We start from the raw sequence: 19,491 nt of genomic DNA on the forward strand, positions 1-19,491 counted from the left end.
GTCATCACCGTCGGCGCGGGCGCCGACGCCGAACCCGCGGCAGCCGCCACGGCCCTCGTCCCGGTCGGCTCGGGAAGTTACGATGACGCGCTCCCCCCGGGCGCCACCGGCCCCGCCGACCTGAACGGCACCCCGGTCTCGCCCAAGGTCACCGACGACTTCGAGGGCCCGGCCCCCACCAACGAGTGGTGGTCCTCGCTCATCTTCCAGCGTTACCCCGACAACCCCTACGGCGAGAACCTGTACGCCCACCCGGCCACCTACCGCCCCCACTCCGAGGGACTGGAGATGGGCCACCCGAGCGAGCCGCGGATCGTCGCCGACGGCCTCAAGTACGAGTTCCCGCACACCGCGGACCTCTCCCTGGGCGCCGTGGGCCTCGACTCCCCCGACACCCGGGTCGCCGACAGCGGCGACTGGACCGTGACCGCCCGGTGGGAGGGCGGCGCCGTCCTCGACGTCACCATCGGCCAGGGGCTGCCCTTCGCGCACGCCCGCACCGACGGCGGTGACGCGGAGGTGTCCTTCACGGCCGCGCCGCAGGTCTGGCACGAGGACGGTGCCACGGTCGGCGTCACCGTCAACGGCAACCACTACGCCCTGTTCGCCCCCACCGGGGACGCGTGGTCGCGGTCGGGGAACACCTTCACCGCGCCCACCGGCGGCGGAGGCCACTACTCGGTGGCCCTGCTGCCCTCTCCCGAGGCGTTGGCGGACTTCGCCCCCTACGCCCACTCCGCCGTCACCGGCTCGGTGGTCGAGTACGACTACGACGAGGCCGGCGCCACCCTCACCAGCACCTACCGGGTGGAGACCGAGGCGCTGGAGGGCGACACCGAGGGCACCGTCCTGGCGATGTACCCCCACCACTGGGACAACAGCGACGACGAGGTCCCCGACCTGGCCTACCCCTCCCCGCGCGGGGAGATGCGGGTGGCCCTGGGCACCTCCTTCACCACGGAGCTGACCGCCCACGGCATCCTGCCGAGCCTGCCCACCGTCGACTCCGCCGACCACGACCGGCTGCGCCTGCTGTTGGACGAGGTGCTGGCGGAGGAGGAGCACTTCCCCTCGCCCGGCGACACCTACTGGGACGGCAAGGCGATGGGGCGGCTGGCCCAGCTGGTGCCCATCGCCGACTCCATCGGCCACACCGAGGCCCGTGACGAACTCCTGGGCCTGCTCAAGGGCCGGGTCCAGGAGTGGCTGACGGCCGGCGGCGACCGCGGCCTGCACTACGAGGCGGGCTGGGGCACCCTGCTCGGCTACCCCGACAGCTTCGGCGCCACCACCGAGCTCAACGACCACGACTTCCACTACGGCTACCTCGTCACGGCCGCCGCCACCATCGCCCGCTACGACCGCGACTGGGCGGACGAGGACGCCTGGGGCGGCATGGTGCGGATGGTGATCGACGACGTGGCGGCCACCGAGGACGGCGCGTTCCCGCGGCTGCGCTCCTTCTCCCCCTACGCCGGGCACGGCTGGGCCTCCGGCCACGCCGGGTTCGCCGCGGGCAACAACCAGGAGTCCTCTTCCGAGGGCATGCACTTCGCCTCGGCCACCGCCCTGTTCGGCGCCCTGACCGGCGACGAGGAACTCCGCGACCTGGGCGTGTTCCTGCACACCACCCAGGCCTCCACCGTCACCCGCTACTGGCAGGACCACGGCGGGGAGACCTTCCCCGACGGGTTCGACCACGACGTGGTCGGCATGGTCTGGGGCGACGGCGGCGACTACCGCATCTGGTGGGACGGCGGCGACGAGGAGCACTACGGCATCAACTACCTGCCCATCACCGCCGGCTCCCTCTACCTCGGACACGACCCGGAGCACGCCGGGGCGATGTACACGTCGCTCGTGGACCGGCTGGGCCGCGAGCCCGAGATCTGGCGGGACATCCACTGGGCGCACCGGGCGCTGTCGGACGGCGACGACGCCCTGGGGATGTTCGAGGCGCAGTGGCAGAACTACGAGCCCGAGGCGGGCGGCTCCAAGCCGCACACCTACCAGTGGGTCTCCACGCTGGCCGAGGTCGGCACCGTGGACGCCTCCGTCACCGCCGACACCGCCCACTACGCGGTGTTCTCCGACGGCGACGGGCGGGCGTACACCGCCTTCAACCCCGGGGCCTCCCCGATCACCGTCACGTTCTCCGACGGCACCGAGCTGGAGGTGGCTCCGGGCACCCTGGCCTCCACCGTGGGCGAGGGCGGCGGGGGTGACCCCGGTGACCCCGGTGACCCCGACCCGTCCCCGTCGCCCGACCCCGGGGAGGGCGACCTGGGGGACGGCGTGCTGCACGCGGGCTCCGGCGGCCTGTCCGCCGCACCGCCCGGAACCGAGGGACTCATCACGGTGCCCGACGCGGGCGGCGTCAACCGCGACGGCACCCCGCCCGCGGACGCCGTCGTGCTCGAACTGGAGGGGGTGAGCGGCACCTTCACCGGTGGCACCACCGCCTTCTCCCTGCCGGTGGACTCCGGAGGCTCGGTCGCCAACGCCGTGCAGGTCCGCGTCGAGTACGACTTCGACGGTGACGGCACCGCCGACCGGGTGGAGACCCACCGCTACTTCGCCACCGACGACGTTCCCGGATGGGAGACCTACACGCAGGCACCGGGCCCGGTCACCGGGGACTTCGCCGATCTCGACGGCGGGACCGTGCGCCTGCGGATCTGGAGCGCCCTGGGTTCGGCCGACTCCGTCGTCCGGACCGGACCGGAGGGAGGCGCGACCCTGACCGTCCCCTTCACCGGCTGACCCCCGCCCGCCTCCACCGGCCGACCGGCCACGGATCCGTCCCGGCAGCGCCGGGGCGGATCCGCCTGTTCGGGGCCGACATCCGAGGTCGAAAAGCGGTCTTCCGTGGGACGAAACCCATCAGTCGCGCGACTCACACACGCCCGACCACGCGCCCGCGTACGTTTCAGTCTCTGGCTAGGGCCAGAATTACGGACATGGCCCGTACAACTTCCCACCCCCCCGAGGATCTCGCCGAGAAGATCATCGACATCGACGTCTCCGAGGAGATGCGCGGCAGCTTCCTGGAGTACGCCTACTCGGTGATCTACCAGCGCGCGCTGCCCGACGCGCGCGACGGCATGAAACCCGTTCAGCGCCGCATCCTCTACCAGATGAACGAAATGGGGTTGCGTCCGGAGAAGGGGCACGTCAAGTGCGCCCGCGTGGTCGGTGAGGTGATGGGCCGCCTGCACCCTCACGGTGACAGCGCCATCTACGACGCGCTGGTGCGCCTGAGCCAGCCCTTCGCCATGCGCGTCCCCCTGGTCGACGGCCACGGCAACTTCGGCTCTCTGGGCGGCGACGACGCCCCCGCCGCGATGCGCTACACCGAGGCCCGTCTGGCCAAGGCGGCCGAACTCCTGGTCTCGGGCATCGACGAGGACGTCGTCGACTTCAAGCCCAACTACGACGGACAGGAGACCGAACCGGAGGTCCTTCCCGCCGCCTTCCCGAACCTGCTGGTCAACGGTGCCTCGGGCATCGCGGTCGGCATGGCCACCAACATGGCCCCGCACAACCTGGGCGAGGTCGTCGCGGCGGCCCGCCACCTCATCGCCCATCCCGAGGCCACCCTGGAGGAGCTCACCGAGTTCGTCCCCGGACCCGACCTGCCCACCGGCGGCACCATCGTCGGCCTGGACGGCATCCGCGACGCCTACCGCAACGGCCGGGGCACGTTCAAGACCCGCGCCACCGTCTCCATCGAGAAGGTCAGCGCCCGCCGCACCGGCCTGATCATCACCGAACTCCCCTACAACGTGGGCCCGGAGAAGGTCGTCGCCCGCATCAAGGAGCTGGTGCAGTCCAAGAAGCTCCAGGGCATCTCCGACCTCAAGGACCTCACCGACCGCAACCAGGGTCTGCGCCTGGTCATCGAGCTCAAGAACGGCTTCAACCCCGAGGCCGTCCTGGAGGAGCTGTACCGGCTCACGCCGATGGAGGAGTCCTTCGGCATCAACAACGTCGCCCTGGTGGAGGGCCAGCCCCAGACCCTGGGCCTGCGCGAACTCCTCCAGGTCTACGTCGGGCACCGTCTGGAGGTCGTGCGCCGGCGCAGCGAGTTCCGTCGCCGCAAGCGCCGCGAGCGCCTGCACCTGGTGGACGGCCTGCTCGTGGCCCTGCTCGACATCGACCGGGTCATCGCGCTCATCCGCGAGGCGGACGACTCCACGGCGGCCCGCGAGTCGCTCATGGCGGCCTACGACCTGTCGGAGATCCAGGCCCGCTACATCCTGGACACCCCGCTGCGCAGGCTGACCCGGTTCGACCGGCTGGAGCTGGAGACCGAGCGCGATCAGCTGAACAAGGAGATCGACGAGCTCACCTCCATCCTGGAGTCGGACAAGAAGCTGCGTCGGGTCGTCTCCAAGGAACTGGGCGACGTCTCCAAGGCGTTCGCCACCCCGCGCCGTACCCGCCTGCGCGAGAGCGACGGCGCCGCTCGGGCCGCGGTCATCCCGCTGGAGATGGCCGACCAGCCCTGCCACGTCCTCATGGACGTCGACGGGCGGATCGGCCGCAGCAAGGGCGCCACCCCGCCGCGCATGTACGAGGGTCTGCGGGTGCGCCACGACGCGATCGCCGTCTCGATCCCGACCACCTCCAGGTCGGACGTGGGACTGGTCACCGACCTGGGGCGGATGATCCGGGTCCCCGTGGTGGAGCTGCCGGAACTGCCCGACGAGGGCGAGGAGGCGCCACCGTTGGCGTCCGGACTCCCGGTCACCGAGTTCGTCCAGCTGGACGAGGGCGAACGGGTGGTGTCGGTGGTGTCGATGGACTCCCCGGGTCCCGGCTTCGTGCTGGGCACCGTCGGCGGCGTCGTCAAGCGGGTCGCCCCGGACTATCCGTCCAACAAGGACGACTTCGAGGTCATCACCCTCAAGGAGGGCGACCGGATCATCGGTGTCTCCCAGTTGTCCACCGGTGAGGAGGACCTGACCTTCGTCACCTCCGAGGCGCAGCTGCTGCGCTTCTCCGCCACCACCGTGCGACCGCAGGGCCGTCCCGCCGGCGGCGTCGCGGGCGTCCGCCTCTCGGAGGAGGCGCGCGTGCTGTGGTTCGGCGCGGTGAGCAGTCCGGACGACTCCGTGGTGGTCACGGTGTCGGGCGCGGGCAACGTCCTGGAGGGCACCCAGGCCGGTTCGGCCAAGGTCACGCCGTTCACCGCCTACCCGGCCAAGGGCCGTGCCACCGGCGGTGTGCGCTGCCACCGCTACCTCAAGGACGAGGACACGCTGCTGATGGCGTGGATCGGTCGGGGCCCGGCCCGGGCCGCCCGCGCCGACGGGAAACCGGTCCGGCTGCCCGACACGACCGACCGTCGGGACGGGTCGGGCGAGACCCTGCCCCGCGCGATCGTTACGGTGGGAAGCGGACGGACCGAGTTCGGCATCACGACGCCGAGGTCCGGCGGCTGAATTCGTCGCAACATGCCGTGCACATCGATCTGGTTCGATGTGCACGGCATCGTCGTGACAACGGAAAGAGGGGATTCACCGGTGAGTGACGACAACGGAGCCGCTCCGACGGGCGGCGCGTTCGAGGACGTCTTCACGGCCAACGCCGACTACGCCGCACAGTACGCGCTGGCGGGGCTCAAGCCCGTCGCCGCACGCGGCCTGGCGCTGGTGACGTGCATGGACTCCAGGATCGAACCGCTGGACATGCTGGGCCTGAAGCCCGGCGACGCCAAGATCCTGCGCAACGCGGGGGCCAGGGTCACCGATGACACCCTGCGCACCCTGGTGCTGGCCGTCTACCTGCTCGGGGTGGACCGGGTGCTGGTCCTGCCGCACACCCGCTGCAAGATGGCGTCCGTGCCCGGCGACGACGCCGTGCACGACGTCATCATGGAGGAGCACGGGGTGGACACCCGCAGTCTGGAGTTCCACACCGACAACGACCAGCAGGGGGCGTTGCGGCACGACCTGGAGCGCATCCGGCACCACCCGCTGCTGCCCGCCGGGCTCGCGGTGGCCGGGGCGATCTACGACGTGGACACCGGACGGATCTCGCCCGTCGACTTCTGAGCCGGGGCGGCGCGGGCGTGTGCGCCGACGGTGACCGGGGATCAATCAGGGGAATGCGGTCGTCTCCCCGACCGTTGTGACCCGAGGACGGCCCCCGTGCCGCCGGGAGGAGCACTCGTGGAAGAGAGCACGTACGACATCTACAACCGCGCCCGCATGTTCATGGAACTGGGCGACCCCATCTACGCGGCCAAGACGCTGGAACCGGCGATCGAGGACGAACCCGACAGCCGTTCCCTGTTGGAGCTGCTCGGTCGCGCCTACTTCCACTCCGCACAGCTGACCCGGGCGGAACGGACCTTCCGCCGGATCATCGAACTGGATCCGGTGGACAACTGGGCGCACATCGCGCTGGCCCGGACCTTGGAGCGGCAGAGCCGGCACGAGGAGGCGGCCACCTACCGCCGTATGCACGCGGTGATGTCGGGCGGCTCCCTCGACTGAGGCCCGAGACCGAAGGCCCCCGGGACACCGTCCCGGGGGCCTCGTCGTGCGCCCGCTACGCTGCTGCCCATGGCACCCTCAACAGATCCGGACGGCACCCCGTGGGTGGACCGATGTAGCGACTCCCGCAGGTCATGGGCCGATGAGGCCGTCCGCAAGGTGATCGCCGACGCCAACCGCTCGGCCGACACCCACCTGCACGTGTTCCCACTGCCCCCCGAGTGGGGCATCGACCTCTACCTCAAGGACGAGTCGGTCCACCCGACCGGCAGTCTCAAACACCGGCTGGCGCGGTCCCTGTTCCTGTACGGGCTGGCCAACGGGTGGATCGAGGAGGGCACCACGATCGTGGAGGCCAGTTCGGGTTCCACGGCGGTGTCGGAGGCCTATTTCGCCCGGCTGCTCGGGCTGGAGTTCATCACGGTCATACCGCGCAGGACGAGCCCGGAGAAGATCGCCCTCATCGAGCGGTACGGGGGTCGCTGCCACTTCGTGGACACCCCGCCGGAGATGTACTCGGAGGCGGAGCGGCTGGCCGCGGAGAGCGGCGGCCACTACATGGACCAGTTCACCTACGCCGAGCGGGCCACCGACTGGCGGGGCAACAACAACATCGCCGAGTCGATCTTCGAGCAGTTGTCGATGGAGCGCCACCCGTGCCCGGAGTGGGTCGTGGTGGGCGCGGGGACCGGCGGCACCTCGGCGACGATCGGCCGCTACCTGCGCTACCGCCGTCTGCACACCCGGCTCGCGGTGGTCGACCCGGAGAACTCGGCGTTCTTCCCGGGATGGGTGACGGGCACCCCGGACCACGCCACGGGGATGCCCTCGCGCATCGAGGGCATCGGCCGTCCCCGTATGGAGCCCAGTTTCGTGCCCTCGGTGATCGACCTGATGATGCCGGTGCCCGACGCGGCGAGCATCGCCGCCATGCGCCATCTGTACGACCGCACCGGGTTGTCGGCGGGCGGTTCGACCGGCACCAACCTGTGGGGGGTGTGGCACCTGATGGCCCGGATGCTCCGTGAGGGCCGTCAGGGCAGCGTGGTGACCCTCATCTGCGACGGCGGCGAACGCTACCGGCACAGCTACTACAACGACGCCTGGGTGGCCGAGCGCGGGCTGGACCCCGCCCCGTACCGGGAGGCGATCGACCGCTTCCTGGACGAGGGCGTGTGGGCGCCTCCCGCCTGAGGGCGCCCCGCACCCGGGCCCAACGACCGACCACGCGAGACGCTCGGCCGGGAGACCCCGGCCGAGCGTCCGATCGAACCCGTTCGATCAACGAGGTGTCGCGAAGCCCCCTGGCATCCACCCACCCCCGGGGCACTTCCGAGTCCGTACCGCGGGCACCGGATCAGGCGTCGATACGGGCGACGTCCAGTTCCTGGGCGCCCTGCTGGATGAAGCGGCGGCGCGGCGCGACCTCGTTGCCCATGAGCAGGTTGAACACGGCGGCGGCCTCTTCGGCCTGCTCCACCCGGATGCGGCGCAGGGTGCGTTGGCGCGGGTCCATGGTGGTCTCGGCCAACTGGTCGGCGTCCATCTCGCCCAGACCCTTGTAGCGCTGGATCGGCTCCTTCCAGGAGACGTTGCGCTTCTCCAGGTCGAGCAGGGTGCGCCGGAGCTCGGCGTCCGAGTAGGTGTAGATGTACCGGTCCTCGGGCTTGGCCCCCCGCTTGCGGCGGACGTTGGTCAGCTCGATGCGGTGCAGGGGCGGGACCGCGGCGAACACCCGACCGGCCTCCAGCATGGGCCGCATGTAGCGGTAGATGAGGGTGAGCAACAGGCAGCGGATGTGCGCGCCGTCGACGTCGGCGTCGGCCATGAGGATGATCCGGCCGTAGCGGGCTGCGTCGATGTCGAAGCTCCGACCCGAGCCGGCGCCGATCACCTGGAGGATCGCGGCGCACTCGGCGTTCTTGAGCATGTCGGCGACCGACGACTTCTGCACGTTGAGGATCTTGCCGCGGATGGGCAGCAGCGCCTGGAACTCGGAGTCGCGGGCCAGCTTGGCGGTGCCCAGCGCCGAGTCACCCTCGACGATGAACAGTTCGCTGCGGTCCAGGCCCTCGCTGCGGCAGTCCACCAGCTTCGCGGGCAGCGCCGAGTTCTCCAGGGCGGTCTTGCGCCGCTGGGTCTCGCGCTGCTGGCGGGCGGCCAACCGTGCCTTGGCCGCGTTGACGACCTTCTCCATGACGGTGCGGGCCTTGGCCTTGTCCGTCTTCTTGGCGGAGGTGAGGAATTCGCGCAGTTCCCGGCCGACCACCTGGGAGACGATGCGGGCTGCCGCCGAGGTGCCCAGGATCTCCTTGGTCTGCCCCTCGAACTGGGGCTCGGGCAGGCGGACGGTGACGACCGCGGTGAGCCCCTCCTGGGTGTCGTCCTTGGTGACGGGGTCGTCGCTGTTCCTGAGCAGCTTGACGGCGCGCAGCTGGTCGTTGATGACCCGGACCAGGGCCCGCTCGAAGCCGTTGATGTGGGTGCCGCCCTTGGGCGTGGCGATGACGTTGACGAAGGAGCGGACCGTGGTGTCGTATCCGGTGCCCCAGCGCAGGGCGACGTCGACGTCCAGGCGGCGCTCGACGTCGGCGGGCACCATGTGCCCGGCCTCGTCCAGCACGGGAACGGTCTCGGTGAAGTTGCCGCTGCCCTGGATGCGCAGGACGTCGCTGACGGGGTCGTCGGGAGCCAGGAAGGTGCAGAACTCGCCGATTCCGCCGTCGAAACGGAAATCCTCCTCGTAGGGCTTCTCCTCACCCTCCACGCGCTCGTCGCGCACGGCGATGGTCAGACCCGGCACGAGGAACGCGGTCTGACGGGCCCGCTCCAGGAGGGACTCCCGGGCGATCTCGGCGCCCTTGATGAAGATCTGCATGTCCGGCCAGAACCGGATGCGGGTGCCGGAGAGCTTCCTGGCGATCTTGCGGACCTGTTCCAGCCCGGAGACGGGGGTGAAGTCCGCGTCGGGACCCGCCCCCGCGAAGCGGCCGGGGATGCCCCGGCGGAAGGAGATGGCGTGGGTGTTCCCCTGCCGGTCGACCTCGATGTCGACGCGGGCGGAGAGGGCGTTGACCACGGAGGCGCCGACGCCGTGCAGGCCGCCGGAGGCGGTGTAGGAGCCGCTGCCGAACTTACCGCCGGCGTGGAGCTTGGTCATGACCAGTTCCACACCGGACAGACCGCTCTTGGGCTCTATGTCGACGGGGATGCCGCGGCCGTCGTCGGCGACCGACACCGAGCCGTCGCCGTGCAGGACGACGTCGATGCGGGTGCAGTACCCGCCGAGGGCCTCGTCGACGGAGTTGTCGATGATCTCCCACATGCAGTGGGTGAGGCCCCGGCTGTCGGTGGACCCGATGTACATGCCCGGACGTTTGCGCACCGCCTCAAGACCTTCGAGGACCGACAGGTGCCGGGCGGAATAGTCCTCGGGGTCGTGGACGGCTGCGGTCAAGGCGGTCACTCGGACATCTCCTGCGTCTTGGGGGCCATCGGGGCTCGGATACGGTGCGTGCCCTTTGTACCGCGCCGCACCGACGAAAAGGGCCAGGCCACGACGTACGGGTCTGTTCACCTCGTGCGCCGAGGGAGGTTCGGGCTGGTTCGTACGGGTCCGGCGTCGTCGCCGGCCGGGTCGCCCGGGGCGGGCTCCATGGTGACCGGGTACGGCCCGGAGAGCGGGAATCGCGGTCGGAAGGGTGCTGCCCCGCGCGAGACTACCACCTCTGGTGGATGCGACCTGGATACTCCCCTTTTCCGGGGATGCGCGGGGCCTTCCGGGGGTACAACGAGGAGTAGAAATGATGTCCGGCCGCAAAGGCCCCAAAGGGAGATTTCCAGGCACCAATCAGGCGGATTCCGCTGTCGGCGTACAGGGCCCCGGGTTGGGAACGTCTGGGTCGGGTTAGATGTTGTCTGAGGTGACCGACGCCGAGTATTGAGGATGGCGAAGTGACTGGAACCCTTGCCCCCACCCAGCCGCTGACGGCTGCTGACCGTTGCGACCGCTGTGGTGCACAGGCTTACGTTCGGGTGCTGCTGAACTCCGGCGGTGAGCTGCTGTTCTGCGCGCACCACATGCGCAAGCACGACGATTCCCTTCGAAAGATCGCTTCGGACATCCAAGACGAGACCGACAAGCTCACCGACAAGTAGCGTCGGACACACATGGACCACGGCGGCGGCCCCTCGCAGGGGGTCGCCGCCGATGTGCGTTCAGGGCGGCTCAGCCCAGGACCCGGTTGTGGTACCGGGACCGCTCGGTGAAGCCGAAGCGCTCGTAGAGACGCCGCGCCGACGTGTTCTCCGTCACCACGCACAGGTAGACGTCGTCGGCGCCCTTGTCGTGGGCCGCCGCCATCAGGTCGGCCAGGATCGCCGAGGCGACGCCCCGCCGCCGGGCCCGGGGGACGGTGACCATGGCGCACACGGCCGCCGACCTCCCCGACAGCACCGCGCATCCGCGGCCGGTCCCGTCGGGCGCGGTCGCGTACAGGGCGGTGGTCCGCCCCAGGATGCGGGCGATCGCGTCCGCCCCCTCCGGCGCCGGGGAACGCCAATCGGCCCCCGGGGTGTCGGAGACCGTCGTGACGCCGGGGGCGTCGGGGCGCTCCCGTGATTCCCGGACCAGCACCGATGTGGGTTCGACCATCGCGTACCCGTGTGCGGCCAGGCGGGCGTCCGCCTCCTCCTCCCCCGGCCAGATCTGGGCGCACGGGGTCATCCCCCGTTCCCGGTAGAAGGAGGTGACCTCGGCCGGATCCGCGTCGGGGTCCATGAGCAGGGCGCTGTTGGCCCGTTTGGTCACCCCCTCGGCCACCCCGAACCGCCATCCGCCGCGCTCGACGACCTCCAAGGCCGGCCAGTCCCGCGTCACCCGTGCCGCCCACTCGCGCATGTCCGGTGTCCCTCCTCCGTGGCGAAGACCGTGGATCCTAGCGGGCGGCCTCTCCGACACCCGCCCCCGGGGCGCCGACCACGCCCTACCATGTGGGCTGACCACGCTGTTCGACCCGGGAGACCTTGCGATCATGCTCATCCTGTTGCCGCCGTCCGAGGGCAAGGCCACCTCCGGTGAAGGGCCTCGGGTGGCCCTGGAGTCGTTGACCCTGCCCGTGTTGACCCCCGCCCGTCGGGAGGTCGTGGCGGCGTTGACGGAACTGTGCTCGGGACCGGAGGACACGGCGATGGAGGTGCTGGGGCTGACCCCGGGGCGGGCCGACGCGGTCAAACGCGATCTGGACGTGGCCTCCGCCCCGACCCTGCGGGCCGCCGAGCTGTACACCGGCGTGCTCTACGACCGTCTCGGGCTGCCCTCCCTGCTGGCGGAGCGTCCCGACCGTGTCCGGGAGCGGGTGCTGATCTTCTCCGGCCTGTGGGGCGTGGTCGGGCCGACGGATGCGCTGCCGCCCTACCGGTTGTCGATGGGTGTGAAGCTGCCGCCCCTGGGCGGGCTGGGCGCGTACTGGCGCAAGGCGCTGGCCGGACCGCTCGGTGCACTGGCCGAGGGGCGGCTGCTGGTGGACTGCCGCTCGGCGACCTACGCCACCGCCTTCAAGCCCAAGGGCGCCGACGCCGAACGGTCGGTGTCGGTGCGCGTGCTGCGCGAACGGGTCGTCGGAGCGGAGGTGAGGCGTTCGGTCGTCAGCCACATGGCCAAGGCCACCCGGGGGGACATCGCCAGGTCGTTGCTGGCCGAAGGGGTCGAGGCGGCCGACGTGGCGGGCCTGGCCTCGGCCCTGCGGGATCTGGGTCACACGGTGGAGACGCCCGAGACCGCGGCGGGCACCCCGCGCATCCTCGACGTGGTCGTCCGGGACTGAGGGCGGGGTCGCGCGATCGCCGTCCGTGAGATAACGACCCGGTATCGCGACTTTATGCCGCACCTACAGGCCCTGCGAAAGCATGGACCCGTCGGATGGACGACACACCTGGGATCGATTCACCGCGGCCGGGCGGTTCCCGGTCCGGTCGGCGCGTGTGGGAGCGCGACGGCCGCACGGTGCGGAACGCGGGCGTCGCCACACCCGTCGACCGACGAAGGCACCGAAGAACCCGTGTGCCCTCGCGCTCTGGAGCGTGAGGGCACACGGGTTCAGGCCGCTTCAGGCCGTGACGTACTCGGGACGGCCTAGTCCAGGTAGTCGCGGAGCACCTGGGAACGCGACGGGTGACGGAGCTTGGACATCGTCTTGCTCTCGATCTGCCGGATGCGCTCTCGGGTGACCCCGTAGACCTTGCCGATCTCGTCTAAGGTCTTCGGCTGACCGTCGGTGAGACCGAAGCGCATCGACACCACACCGGCCTCGCGCTCGGACAGGGTGTCCAGCACCGAGTGCAGCTGCTCCTGGAGCAGGGTGAAGCTGACCGCCTCGCCCGGCTGGATCGCCTCGGAGTCCTCGATGAGGTCACCGAACTCGCTGTCGCCGTCCTCGCCCAGCGGAGTGTGCAGGGAGATCGGCTCACGGCCGTACTTCTGCACCTCGACGACCTTCTCAGGGGTCATGTCGAGTTCCTTGGCCAGCTCCTCCGGGGTGGGCTCGCGGCCCAGGTCCTGGAGCATCTGGCGCTGGACGCGGGCCAGCTTGTTGATGACCTCGACCATGTGCACCGGGATGCGGATGGTGCGGGCCTGGTCGGCCATCGCGCGGGTGATCGCCTGACGGATCCACCACGTGGCGTAGGTCGAGAACTTGAAGCCCTTGGTGTAGTCGAACTTCTCCACCGCGCGGATCAGACCGAGGTTGCCCTCCTGGATGAGGTCCAGGAAGAGCATGCCGCGACCGGTGTAGCGCTTGGCCAGCGACACCACCAGACGGAGGTTGGCCTCCAACAGGTGCTTCTTGGCACGGCCGCCGTCCTCGGCGATCCACTCCAGCTCGTCGCGCAGCTCGAAGGAGAGGACGTCGCCCTCTTCGGCGAGCTTCTCCTCGGCGAACAGGCCGGCCTCGATGCGCTTGGCGAGTTCGACCTCCTGCTCGGCGTTGAGGAGGGGCACCTTGCCGATCTGCTTGAGGTAGTCCTTGACCGGGTCCGCGGTGGCGCCGGCGGCGACCACCTGGGCGGCGGGGGCGTCGTCGTCATCGTCGTACAGGACGAAGGACTCGTCCTCGTTCCCGGTCTTGACGGGAGCGCCGACGGCCTCGGGACGGACCGGCTTGGCGTCCTTCTCGGGCGCCTCCTCGGTGGTGTCCTCGACCAGCTCCAGCTCGGCGCCGGTGTGCTCAAGGTCGGCGAGGTCGTCCTCGTCGAACTCCTCCGCGTCCGGAGCCAGCTCCAGGTCCTTCTTGCCCGCGGTCTTGCGACCGGCGGTCTTCTTGGCCGCGGCGGGGTCCTTCACGGTGGTCTTCTTGGCGGCCGGCGCGGTCTTCTTCGCGGCGGTCGCGGTGGGCTTCTTCGCGGCCGGCGCCTTCTTGGCCGCGGCCTTGCGAGCAGGGGCCTTCTTGGCGGCGTCGGCTTCGGCCTCGGAGGAGTCGACGACGGCGGTGACCGTCTCCGGCTGCTCCTGGGCGGCCGCGGCGCGCACCGGCTTGGCGGCCCGGTTCGTGGTCGTGGTGACCGTGGTGGACCTGGTCGAGGTGGACCGCGTGGTCGCCGTCTTGCGCCGCGTGGTCTTGCGTCGGGAGGATGCCGACTCGGGAACGAGCACGGTCACGCCCTCCTTCGCGAGGCTGCGGAGCACGGACTGCGCCTGCGACATCGGGATTTCGGCCTCTTCGAAGGCACGGCGCACGTCCTCGGGCTCAAGATAGCCCTGGGACCGCCCACGCTCGATCAGCTGCTGAATGACGGGCTCTTGCAGTGACTCGGACTGCTTCGAGCGAGTCGAACTGGCAGATGACACAAACACCTCTCGAACGGACGTGTGGCGAGATTGTCGGACCCGGTGATCCGCCTGACCGGGACCGGGCACCGCGCCCTCTCCCGCCTGCGGCCTGGGATCGTCCCCGCCGGAGCGGGGAAGCCGTTTGTCTTTCAAGCGTATGCGCTCTCGGAGATCATCCCCCGCAAGAGACGCACCGGAAGCGGTCGGCTCCTCGGGCTGCCGCGTGGGATCACCCCCGTGCGGGGCGGAACGGCTTCTTCACTGTAGGCAAGGCAATGGACTTGTTCGTACGGTCTACCGCTCCTTCTCACGGTGAGCCTCCTCCGTGTGCGACCTCAGGTCCGGCACGGAATCGATCACCGGGAGTTGGACGGCGAGCAGAGTGACGTCATCGTCCTGCTCATACCCTTCGAGCATGCTCTCAACAAGGTACTCCAGCATCTGCTGTGGATCGCCCACCACCTCCGGAGGAGCCGAGGACGCCACGTCGACGAGTTCGTCGAGTCCGGAGTCGACGGACCGTTTGCGGTTCTCTACCAGTCCATCGGAGTAGAGGGCGACGGTGTTACCGGGTTGCACGAAGAATTTGTGATGACCTCTCGGTGAGGTGATCCCCAACGGTGTGTCGGGGTCGGTGTCCAACAGCGAGGGCCGGGCCCCGCCCGCCACGACCAGCGGCGGAAGGTGTCCCGCGTTGCTGAGGTCGAGTTGGCCGGTGACCGGGTCCAGGACGAAGTACACCAGTGTGGTGACCTGGTCCATGCCCTCTGTGGCGCTGAACATGCGGTCCAGGCCGGTGAGAACGTCGGCGGGCTCCGGCATGGAGAACGCCAATGCGCGCAACGCGTTACGGATGCGACTCATTCCCGCGGCGGCCGGGATCCCCTTGCCCATGACGTCGCCCAGGACGCCGGCGACACGGCCGTCCGGCAGCGGAAAGGCGTCGTACCAGTCGCCGCCGACCTGGACGTGGCGGGAACCGGATCGGTAGTAGGCGGCCAGGCGCACGCCGCGCACCTCGGGGAGTTCGTCCGGCAGCAGACTGCGCTGGAGTTCCTCGGCGGTGTTGTGCTCCTGCTCGTAGAGGGCCGCGCGGCCGATGGCCAGGGCGCACTGCCCGGCCAGGGCCTCCAGGAACACCCGCTCCTCGTCGCCGATCTCGCGGGGGGCCGAGAAGGCGAAGCGCAGCGCGCCGATGGGGCGGCCGGCCACCATCATGGGCAGGGCGGCCCAGGCGCGCTCGGGGGTGAGTCGGACCAGTTCGTCGACCTCGGGGGCGTCCTCCAGGAGGGCGCCGAGCTCGGTCGGGTCGGCGGCCATCCGGGGGAGGCGGTCGGCGATCGCGCGGGCCGCGATGTCGGGGTGTTCGAGGGGGAAGGAGGCCAGGGGCAGCGGGCGGTCCCCGTAGGCGACGACGGTGTCCAGGCGCAGACGGTTGCGGTCGAGGAGGACCACGCAGGTGTGGTCGGCGCCCACACCGGAGCGGCCGATCTCGGACATGGCGGCGACGACCTCGTCCGCGGTGAGCGCCTCGGCCAGGTCGGAGGTGGCCTTCTGGAGACGGGCGGTGCGCATGGCCGCCTCACTGAGCTGCTGGTTGAGGCGCTGGCGGAGTTCGTCGGCCTCGCGCTCGGTGGTGACGTCGACGAGGCTGCCGACCCACTCGACGACCTCGCCGCCCTCCATGACGGGTTTGGCGCGGGCCCGGTAGTGGGCGTAGCCGCCGGAGCGGGTGCGCACGCGGAACAGGGCGTCGAAGGGGGTGCGGTCCAGCACGGCGTCGTCCCAGGCGCGTTCGACGCCGGAGCGGTCATCGGGGTGCAGGGCGGCGAACCAGCCCCGGCCGAGGTAGTCCTGCGGACTCTGGCCGGTGACGTTGCGCCATGGGGGGCTGTCCTCGTGGACCTCGCCCTCGGCGTCGGCGGTCCAGACGATCTGGTTGCCGACCTGGAGGAGGGCGCGCAGGCGCTGTTCGTCCCGGTGCACCTCGCCGCCGTCACGGACGGCGATGAGGGCGACGTGGGGGTCCCCGGTGGCGGGGTCGGAGACGGGGAACCACGTGAGGTCCCACAGTCGGCCGTCGGCGGTGCGATGCCGGCCGCGGACGACCCGACCTCCCCCGTGGTCGACGGTCTCCGCGTCGCCGACCGGGACTCCGCAGGCGCTCAGTAATTCGGCCGGGTCGTGGCCCGGACAGAGTTCGGGTGCCAGACCGAGCATCTCCGCCACGAGTCGGTTGACGGCGACGATCCGGCCATCGGAACCGACGAGGGCGAATCCGATGGGGGAATCGTCCAGAAGCGATCGGACCGCGTCGGTCAGAACGACATCATCGGTCCGGGGCGGCGGAATGGACGTCTCGGCGCTCACCTGCTCGACACCTCCGCAAAACCCTCGGATTTCCCGATCCCGGGGGATCGGCTGCCTGGACCGCGCGGACCCGTCGACCGTGCGATCGGACCGCGAACGGGAGAACGTCGAGGGCGCGGTGCCGAATGTGATCGGGGGGATCCACGGCCCTCGGGAGTCACGTCCCACGACTCCTCTCGGCCGCTGTCACGGCTCAAGCATAGGACACACCGGTGCGGGCGCAACGGCCGACGGGGAGGGGGCCGCGCGCGGCCATGGAAGGTAAATAATAGGCCACCGGGGGCCATCGTTCGGGAAGACCATTGGTTTTCCTCAGACGTTTTTCCCTGAATTACTAAGGATGGAGATGCTTGTCCGGTTTGGACTCGCGACTCGGAAACAGATCTGTCATATGTCCGAAACGTCCCTTTCGCCTTGTTGACCTGCGGTGATGGTGGTGCTCAAGTAAACGATGCACCCCCGAGGTTTTATCAACAGCGCACCGGGAGAGGGGTTGACAGTCCGCTCAGAACAAGTGGAATGGGTGGAGGTCACCGTCCAGGCCATCTTCAACCAGGAGTGTGAGCGAGAATGCTCCAGACCTTCCCGGTCCAGGATCTACGGCGGATCTCGGCACGTCTGCACGACGAGTTCAACGGTCTGTCCCACCGCTGCGTCGAGCAGTGCGTCAGCGACACCTGGCACTGCATCGAACATCTGGGCATCGCGGTCACACCGCACCTGGTCGAGCGGGTCGCCCGCGAACACCTGGAGGCGATGATCAACTCCGTGCCGCCCTCGCAGATCACCCGGAAGACCACCAGGCGACAGAGCACGACACTGTTCACGGGACACCGGGCCGTGCCACAACCGCACTGACCCGTCGCATCACGCGGACGAGGGGCGCGCCCGCCGGGACGCGCCCCGTTTGCGTCCCGGCAAGCAGGGACGAACCGCGAGAAACCATGCGAAAACACCGGAGCGTGAGTCCCGGCCCCGAGGCTGTCATACGCTCGGATCGTGCCCTCCCCTACACCTCCCTCAGCCGCGAACCCGGAACCGGTTCCCGGAGCCGTCTTCGACGAGATGCTCCGCGCCGCCAGGGCGCTGTTGGCCATGCGGCATCCGCTCGACGCCGAGATCGCCTTCAGCGAACTGCTCGGCACCTGGTGGGGCGAACGCGTGCCCGGCCTCGACGTCGAGCGTCTGCTCGGCGAGGGCCTGATCACCCACGCCGCGGCCTCCGGCAAACCGGCCGGCCTCGGCGTCCTGGCCGCGATCGCCGCCCTGGGCACCGCGCCCGATCGGCGCCTGCTCGCCGAGCAGGGGATGATCGCGCTGCGCGAACAGGGCCTCCAGGTACCCGAATGGGCGTCCCAGTTGGGCCGGGTCGTGCCGCTGGCCGCCTACGTCAACAGCGACCTGTTCGGGGACACCGACGACGTGGTGTGCGTGTTCGGTCGGGGGGAGAGCACCCCCGTCCCGGAACCCGAGCACGCCCTCATCCTGGTGGTCGACCACAACGCCGGCGGCGTGCTGCGCGACGCCTGGGTCACCACCAAGGTCGAGCGGCTCCTGGAGGGGTGCCGGGAACGGGCCGCCACCGACGAGTTCACGCGGTTCGCCGAACTGGACCCCGCCCAGGCCCGGGTGCGGCTGGTCCGCGCGCTGCGCGTCACCGAACGGGTCATCGGGGGCGGCGGCGCGGACGCCCTGCCCCTGCCCGCGGGTCTGACCGCCGCCGATCTGGCGGGCGGTTCCCTGGCCGCCCACTTCGCGCTGGCCAACGCCCGGGTGCGGGCGCTGCCCGAGCCCCGCGAGGGCGCCGCAGGGGAGGTTCTCCCGGTGTGGCGACGCGATCGTCGGGCGGTGCTGGCCGCCCGGTTCCTGGCCTCCGACGAGGCCGCGGAGCTGTCGGACTCCTACACGGCGAGCCGGTGCGCCGACCACATCATCGCCTACGGCTGCGACGTGGACGCCGGTCGGCCCCTGCGCGTGAGCCCGCGCAAGGTGGAGGCCTTCCTGCTGCGCTGGCTGCCGGGACGGGTGGTCCTGCTGCCGGAGGAGCAGGAGGCCATGCCGCACGTGCTGGCGGCATGGGTGCGCTGGGCCGGACCGCGCACCGGGCTGCCGGAGGTCGCCGTGGGGGCGACCCTGGACACGGTGTGGGAGTCCATCGCCGAGTTCACCCGGGTCTACCGGGACCCGGCCCGGCCCTTGGGACTGCGTCAGGAGGCGGTGCGCCGGCTGCTGCCCGACGGCGACTTCTCCGCACTGGCCCGGCGCATGTTCGCGTTCCCGCTGTTGACCAGCGAACTGGTCAGCGGAGCGCTTGAGGAGTTCGACCCGGCGACCCCGCGGGGACGACGGGCCCTCCTGCGCCTGGACCACTACGGCGAGTACGAGGCGGCCACCCCGCACAACGGCCGCCACTCCACCGGCCGGGACCACTGGTACCGGCCGGTGACCGGGGACGACCCGGATCGGGAACGGGAGCTGGCCCGACACGAACGGCTGGCCGAGCGCCTGTGGTTCGGGCGTCCGGCGGAGCTGTGGTCGGCGGCCCGGCGGCTGCTCGACCAGGGCCGGGACCGATCCGCGGTCCTGGCCGCCCTGGGCGAGGTGCTGGACGCGGCCTCCGACAACGCCGACCTGCGCCGCCGTCTCGACGCCCTCTGACCCGGACCCGGCCGCCCCCGGGGACCGCTCCGGCCCCGACGAACGGGCACCGGGTTCCGGGGGCCGAGACGGCCGTCGTGACCCCCGTCCTCCCTTGGGGGCCGACGGGAGAGCGACGGCCTCATGCCTCGG

The 19,491-nt window shown here is 70.5% G+C and carries 13 protein-coding genes; 9 read left to right on the forward strand and 4 right to left on the reverse strand.

All coding sequences use genetic code 11. From position 1 onward, the window contains the following. Positions 1–3: 3 nt before the first annotated feature. From RM479_RS20565 to RM479_RS20585, 5 genes are all read left to right on the forward strand, one after another. Positions 4–2,763, forward strand: a complete 2,760-nt coding sequence (locus tag RM479_RS20565) for a glycosyl hydrolase (RefSeq protein ID WP_311513505.1) — start codon at positions 4–6, stop codon at positions 2,761–2,763. A gap of 197 nt (positions 2,764–2,960) precedes the next feature. Further along, positions 2,961–5,447, forward strand: a complete 2,487-nt coding sequence (locus RM479_RS20570) for a DNA gyrase/topoisomerase IV subunit A (RefSeq protein WP_311513411.1) — start codon at positions 2,961–2,963, stop codon at positions 5,445–5,447. A gap of 81 nt (positions 5,448–5,528) precedes the next feature. Next, a complete protein-coding gene (locus RM479_RS20575) occupies positions 5,529–6,059 on the forward strand; it encodes a beta-class carbonic anhydrase (RefSeq protein WP_311513412.1) in 531 nt (176 codons plus the stop codon). Positions 6,060–6,176: 117 nt separating this feature from the next. Then, a complete protein-coding gene (locus RM479_RS20580) occupies positions 6,177–6,503 on the forward strand; it encodes a tetratricopeptide repeat protein (RefSeq protein WP_274810279.1) in 327 nt (108 codons plus the stop codon). A 69-nt stretch (positions 6,504–6,572) separates the two neighbouring features. Then, complete coding sequence (locus RM479_RS20585; protein ID WP_311513413.1) at positions 6,573–7,697, forward strand: L-cysteine desulfhydrase Cds1; 1,125 nt, start codon at positions 6,573–6,575, stop codon at positions 7,695–7,697. Positions 7,698–7,860: 163 nt separating this feature from the next. Here the strand turns inward: RM479_RS20585 and RM479_RS20590 are convergent, their stop codons facing one another. After that, a complete protein-coding gene (locus RM479_RS20590) occupies positions 7,861–9,969 on the reverse strand; it encodes a DNA gyrase/topoisomerase IV subunit B (RefSeq protein WP_311513414.1) in 2,109 nt (702 codons plus the stop codon). Between the two features lie 488 nt (positions 9,970–10,457). Here RM479_RS20590 and RM479_RS20595 point away from each other — a divergent pair, with 488 nt between their 5' ends. Continuing rightward, complete coding sequence (locus tag RM479_RS20595; protein WP_274810282.1) at positions 10,458–10,661, forward strand: DUF7455 domain-containing protein; 204 nt, start codon at positions 10,458–10,460, stop codon at positions 10,659–10,661. A 70-nt stretch (positions 10,662–10,731) separates the two neighbouring features. Here RM479_RS20595 and RM479_RS20600 read toward each other — a convergent pair whose 3' ends face one another. Beyond that, on the reverse strand, positions 10,732–11,403 hold the full coding sequence (locus RM479_RS20600; protein ID WP_311513415.1) for a GNAT family N-acetyltransferase: 672 nt from the start codon (positions 11,401–11,403) through the stop codon (positions 10,732–10,734). A gap of 133 nt (positions 11,404–11,536) precedes the next feature. Here RM479_RS20600 and yaaA point away from each other — a divergent pair, with 133 nt between their 5' ends. After that, positions 11,537–12,328, forward strand: a complete 792-nt coding sequence (yaaA, locus tag RM479_RS20605) for a peroxide stress protein YaaA (protein WP_311513416.1) — start codon at positions 11,537–11,539, stop codon at positions 12,326–12,328. Between the two features lie 308 nt (positions 12,329–12,636). Here the strand turns inward: yaaA and RM479_RS20610 are convergent, their stop codons facing one another. Then, positions 12,637–14,349, reverse strand: a complete 1,713-nt coding sequence (locus RM479_RS20610; protein ID WP_311513417.1) for an RNA polymerase sigma factor — start codon at positions 14,347–14,349, stop codon at positions 12,637–12,639. Positions 14,350–14,625: 276 nt separating this feature from the next. Then, on the reverse strand, positions 14,626–16,701 hold the full coding sequence (locus RM479_RS20615) for a SpoIIE family protein phosphatase (protein WP_311513418.1): 2,076 nt from the start codon (positions 16,699–16,701) through the stop codon (positions 14,626–14,628). A 570-nt stretch (positions 16,702–17,271) separates the two neighbouring features. Between RM479_RS20615 and RM479_RS20620 the strand changes: the two genes are divergently transcribed. Then, the gene (locus tag RM479_RS20620) at positions 17,272–17,559 is read left to right on the forward strand and encodes a hypothetical protein (RefSeq protein ID WP_274810287.1); all 288 of its coding nucleotides are present in this window, start codon (positions 17,272–17,274) and stop codon (positions 17,557–17,559) included. A 207-nt stretch (positions 17,560–17,766) separates the two neighbouring features. Continuing rightward, positions 17,767–19,359 (forward strand): hypothetical protein, encoded by a 1,593-nt coding sequence (locus RM479_RS20625; RefSeq protein WP_311513506.1) that lies wholly within the window; start codon positions 17,767–17,769, stop codon positions 19,357–19,359. Positions 19,360–19,491: the final 132 nt, after the last annotated feature.

It is taken from the genome of Nocardiopsis lambiniae, from assembly GCF_031845465.1.
GTDB lineage: Bacteria > Actinomycetota > Actinomycetes > Streptosporangiales > Streptosporangiaceae > Nocardiopsis > Nocardiopsis lambiniae.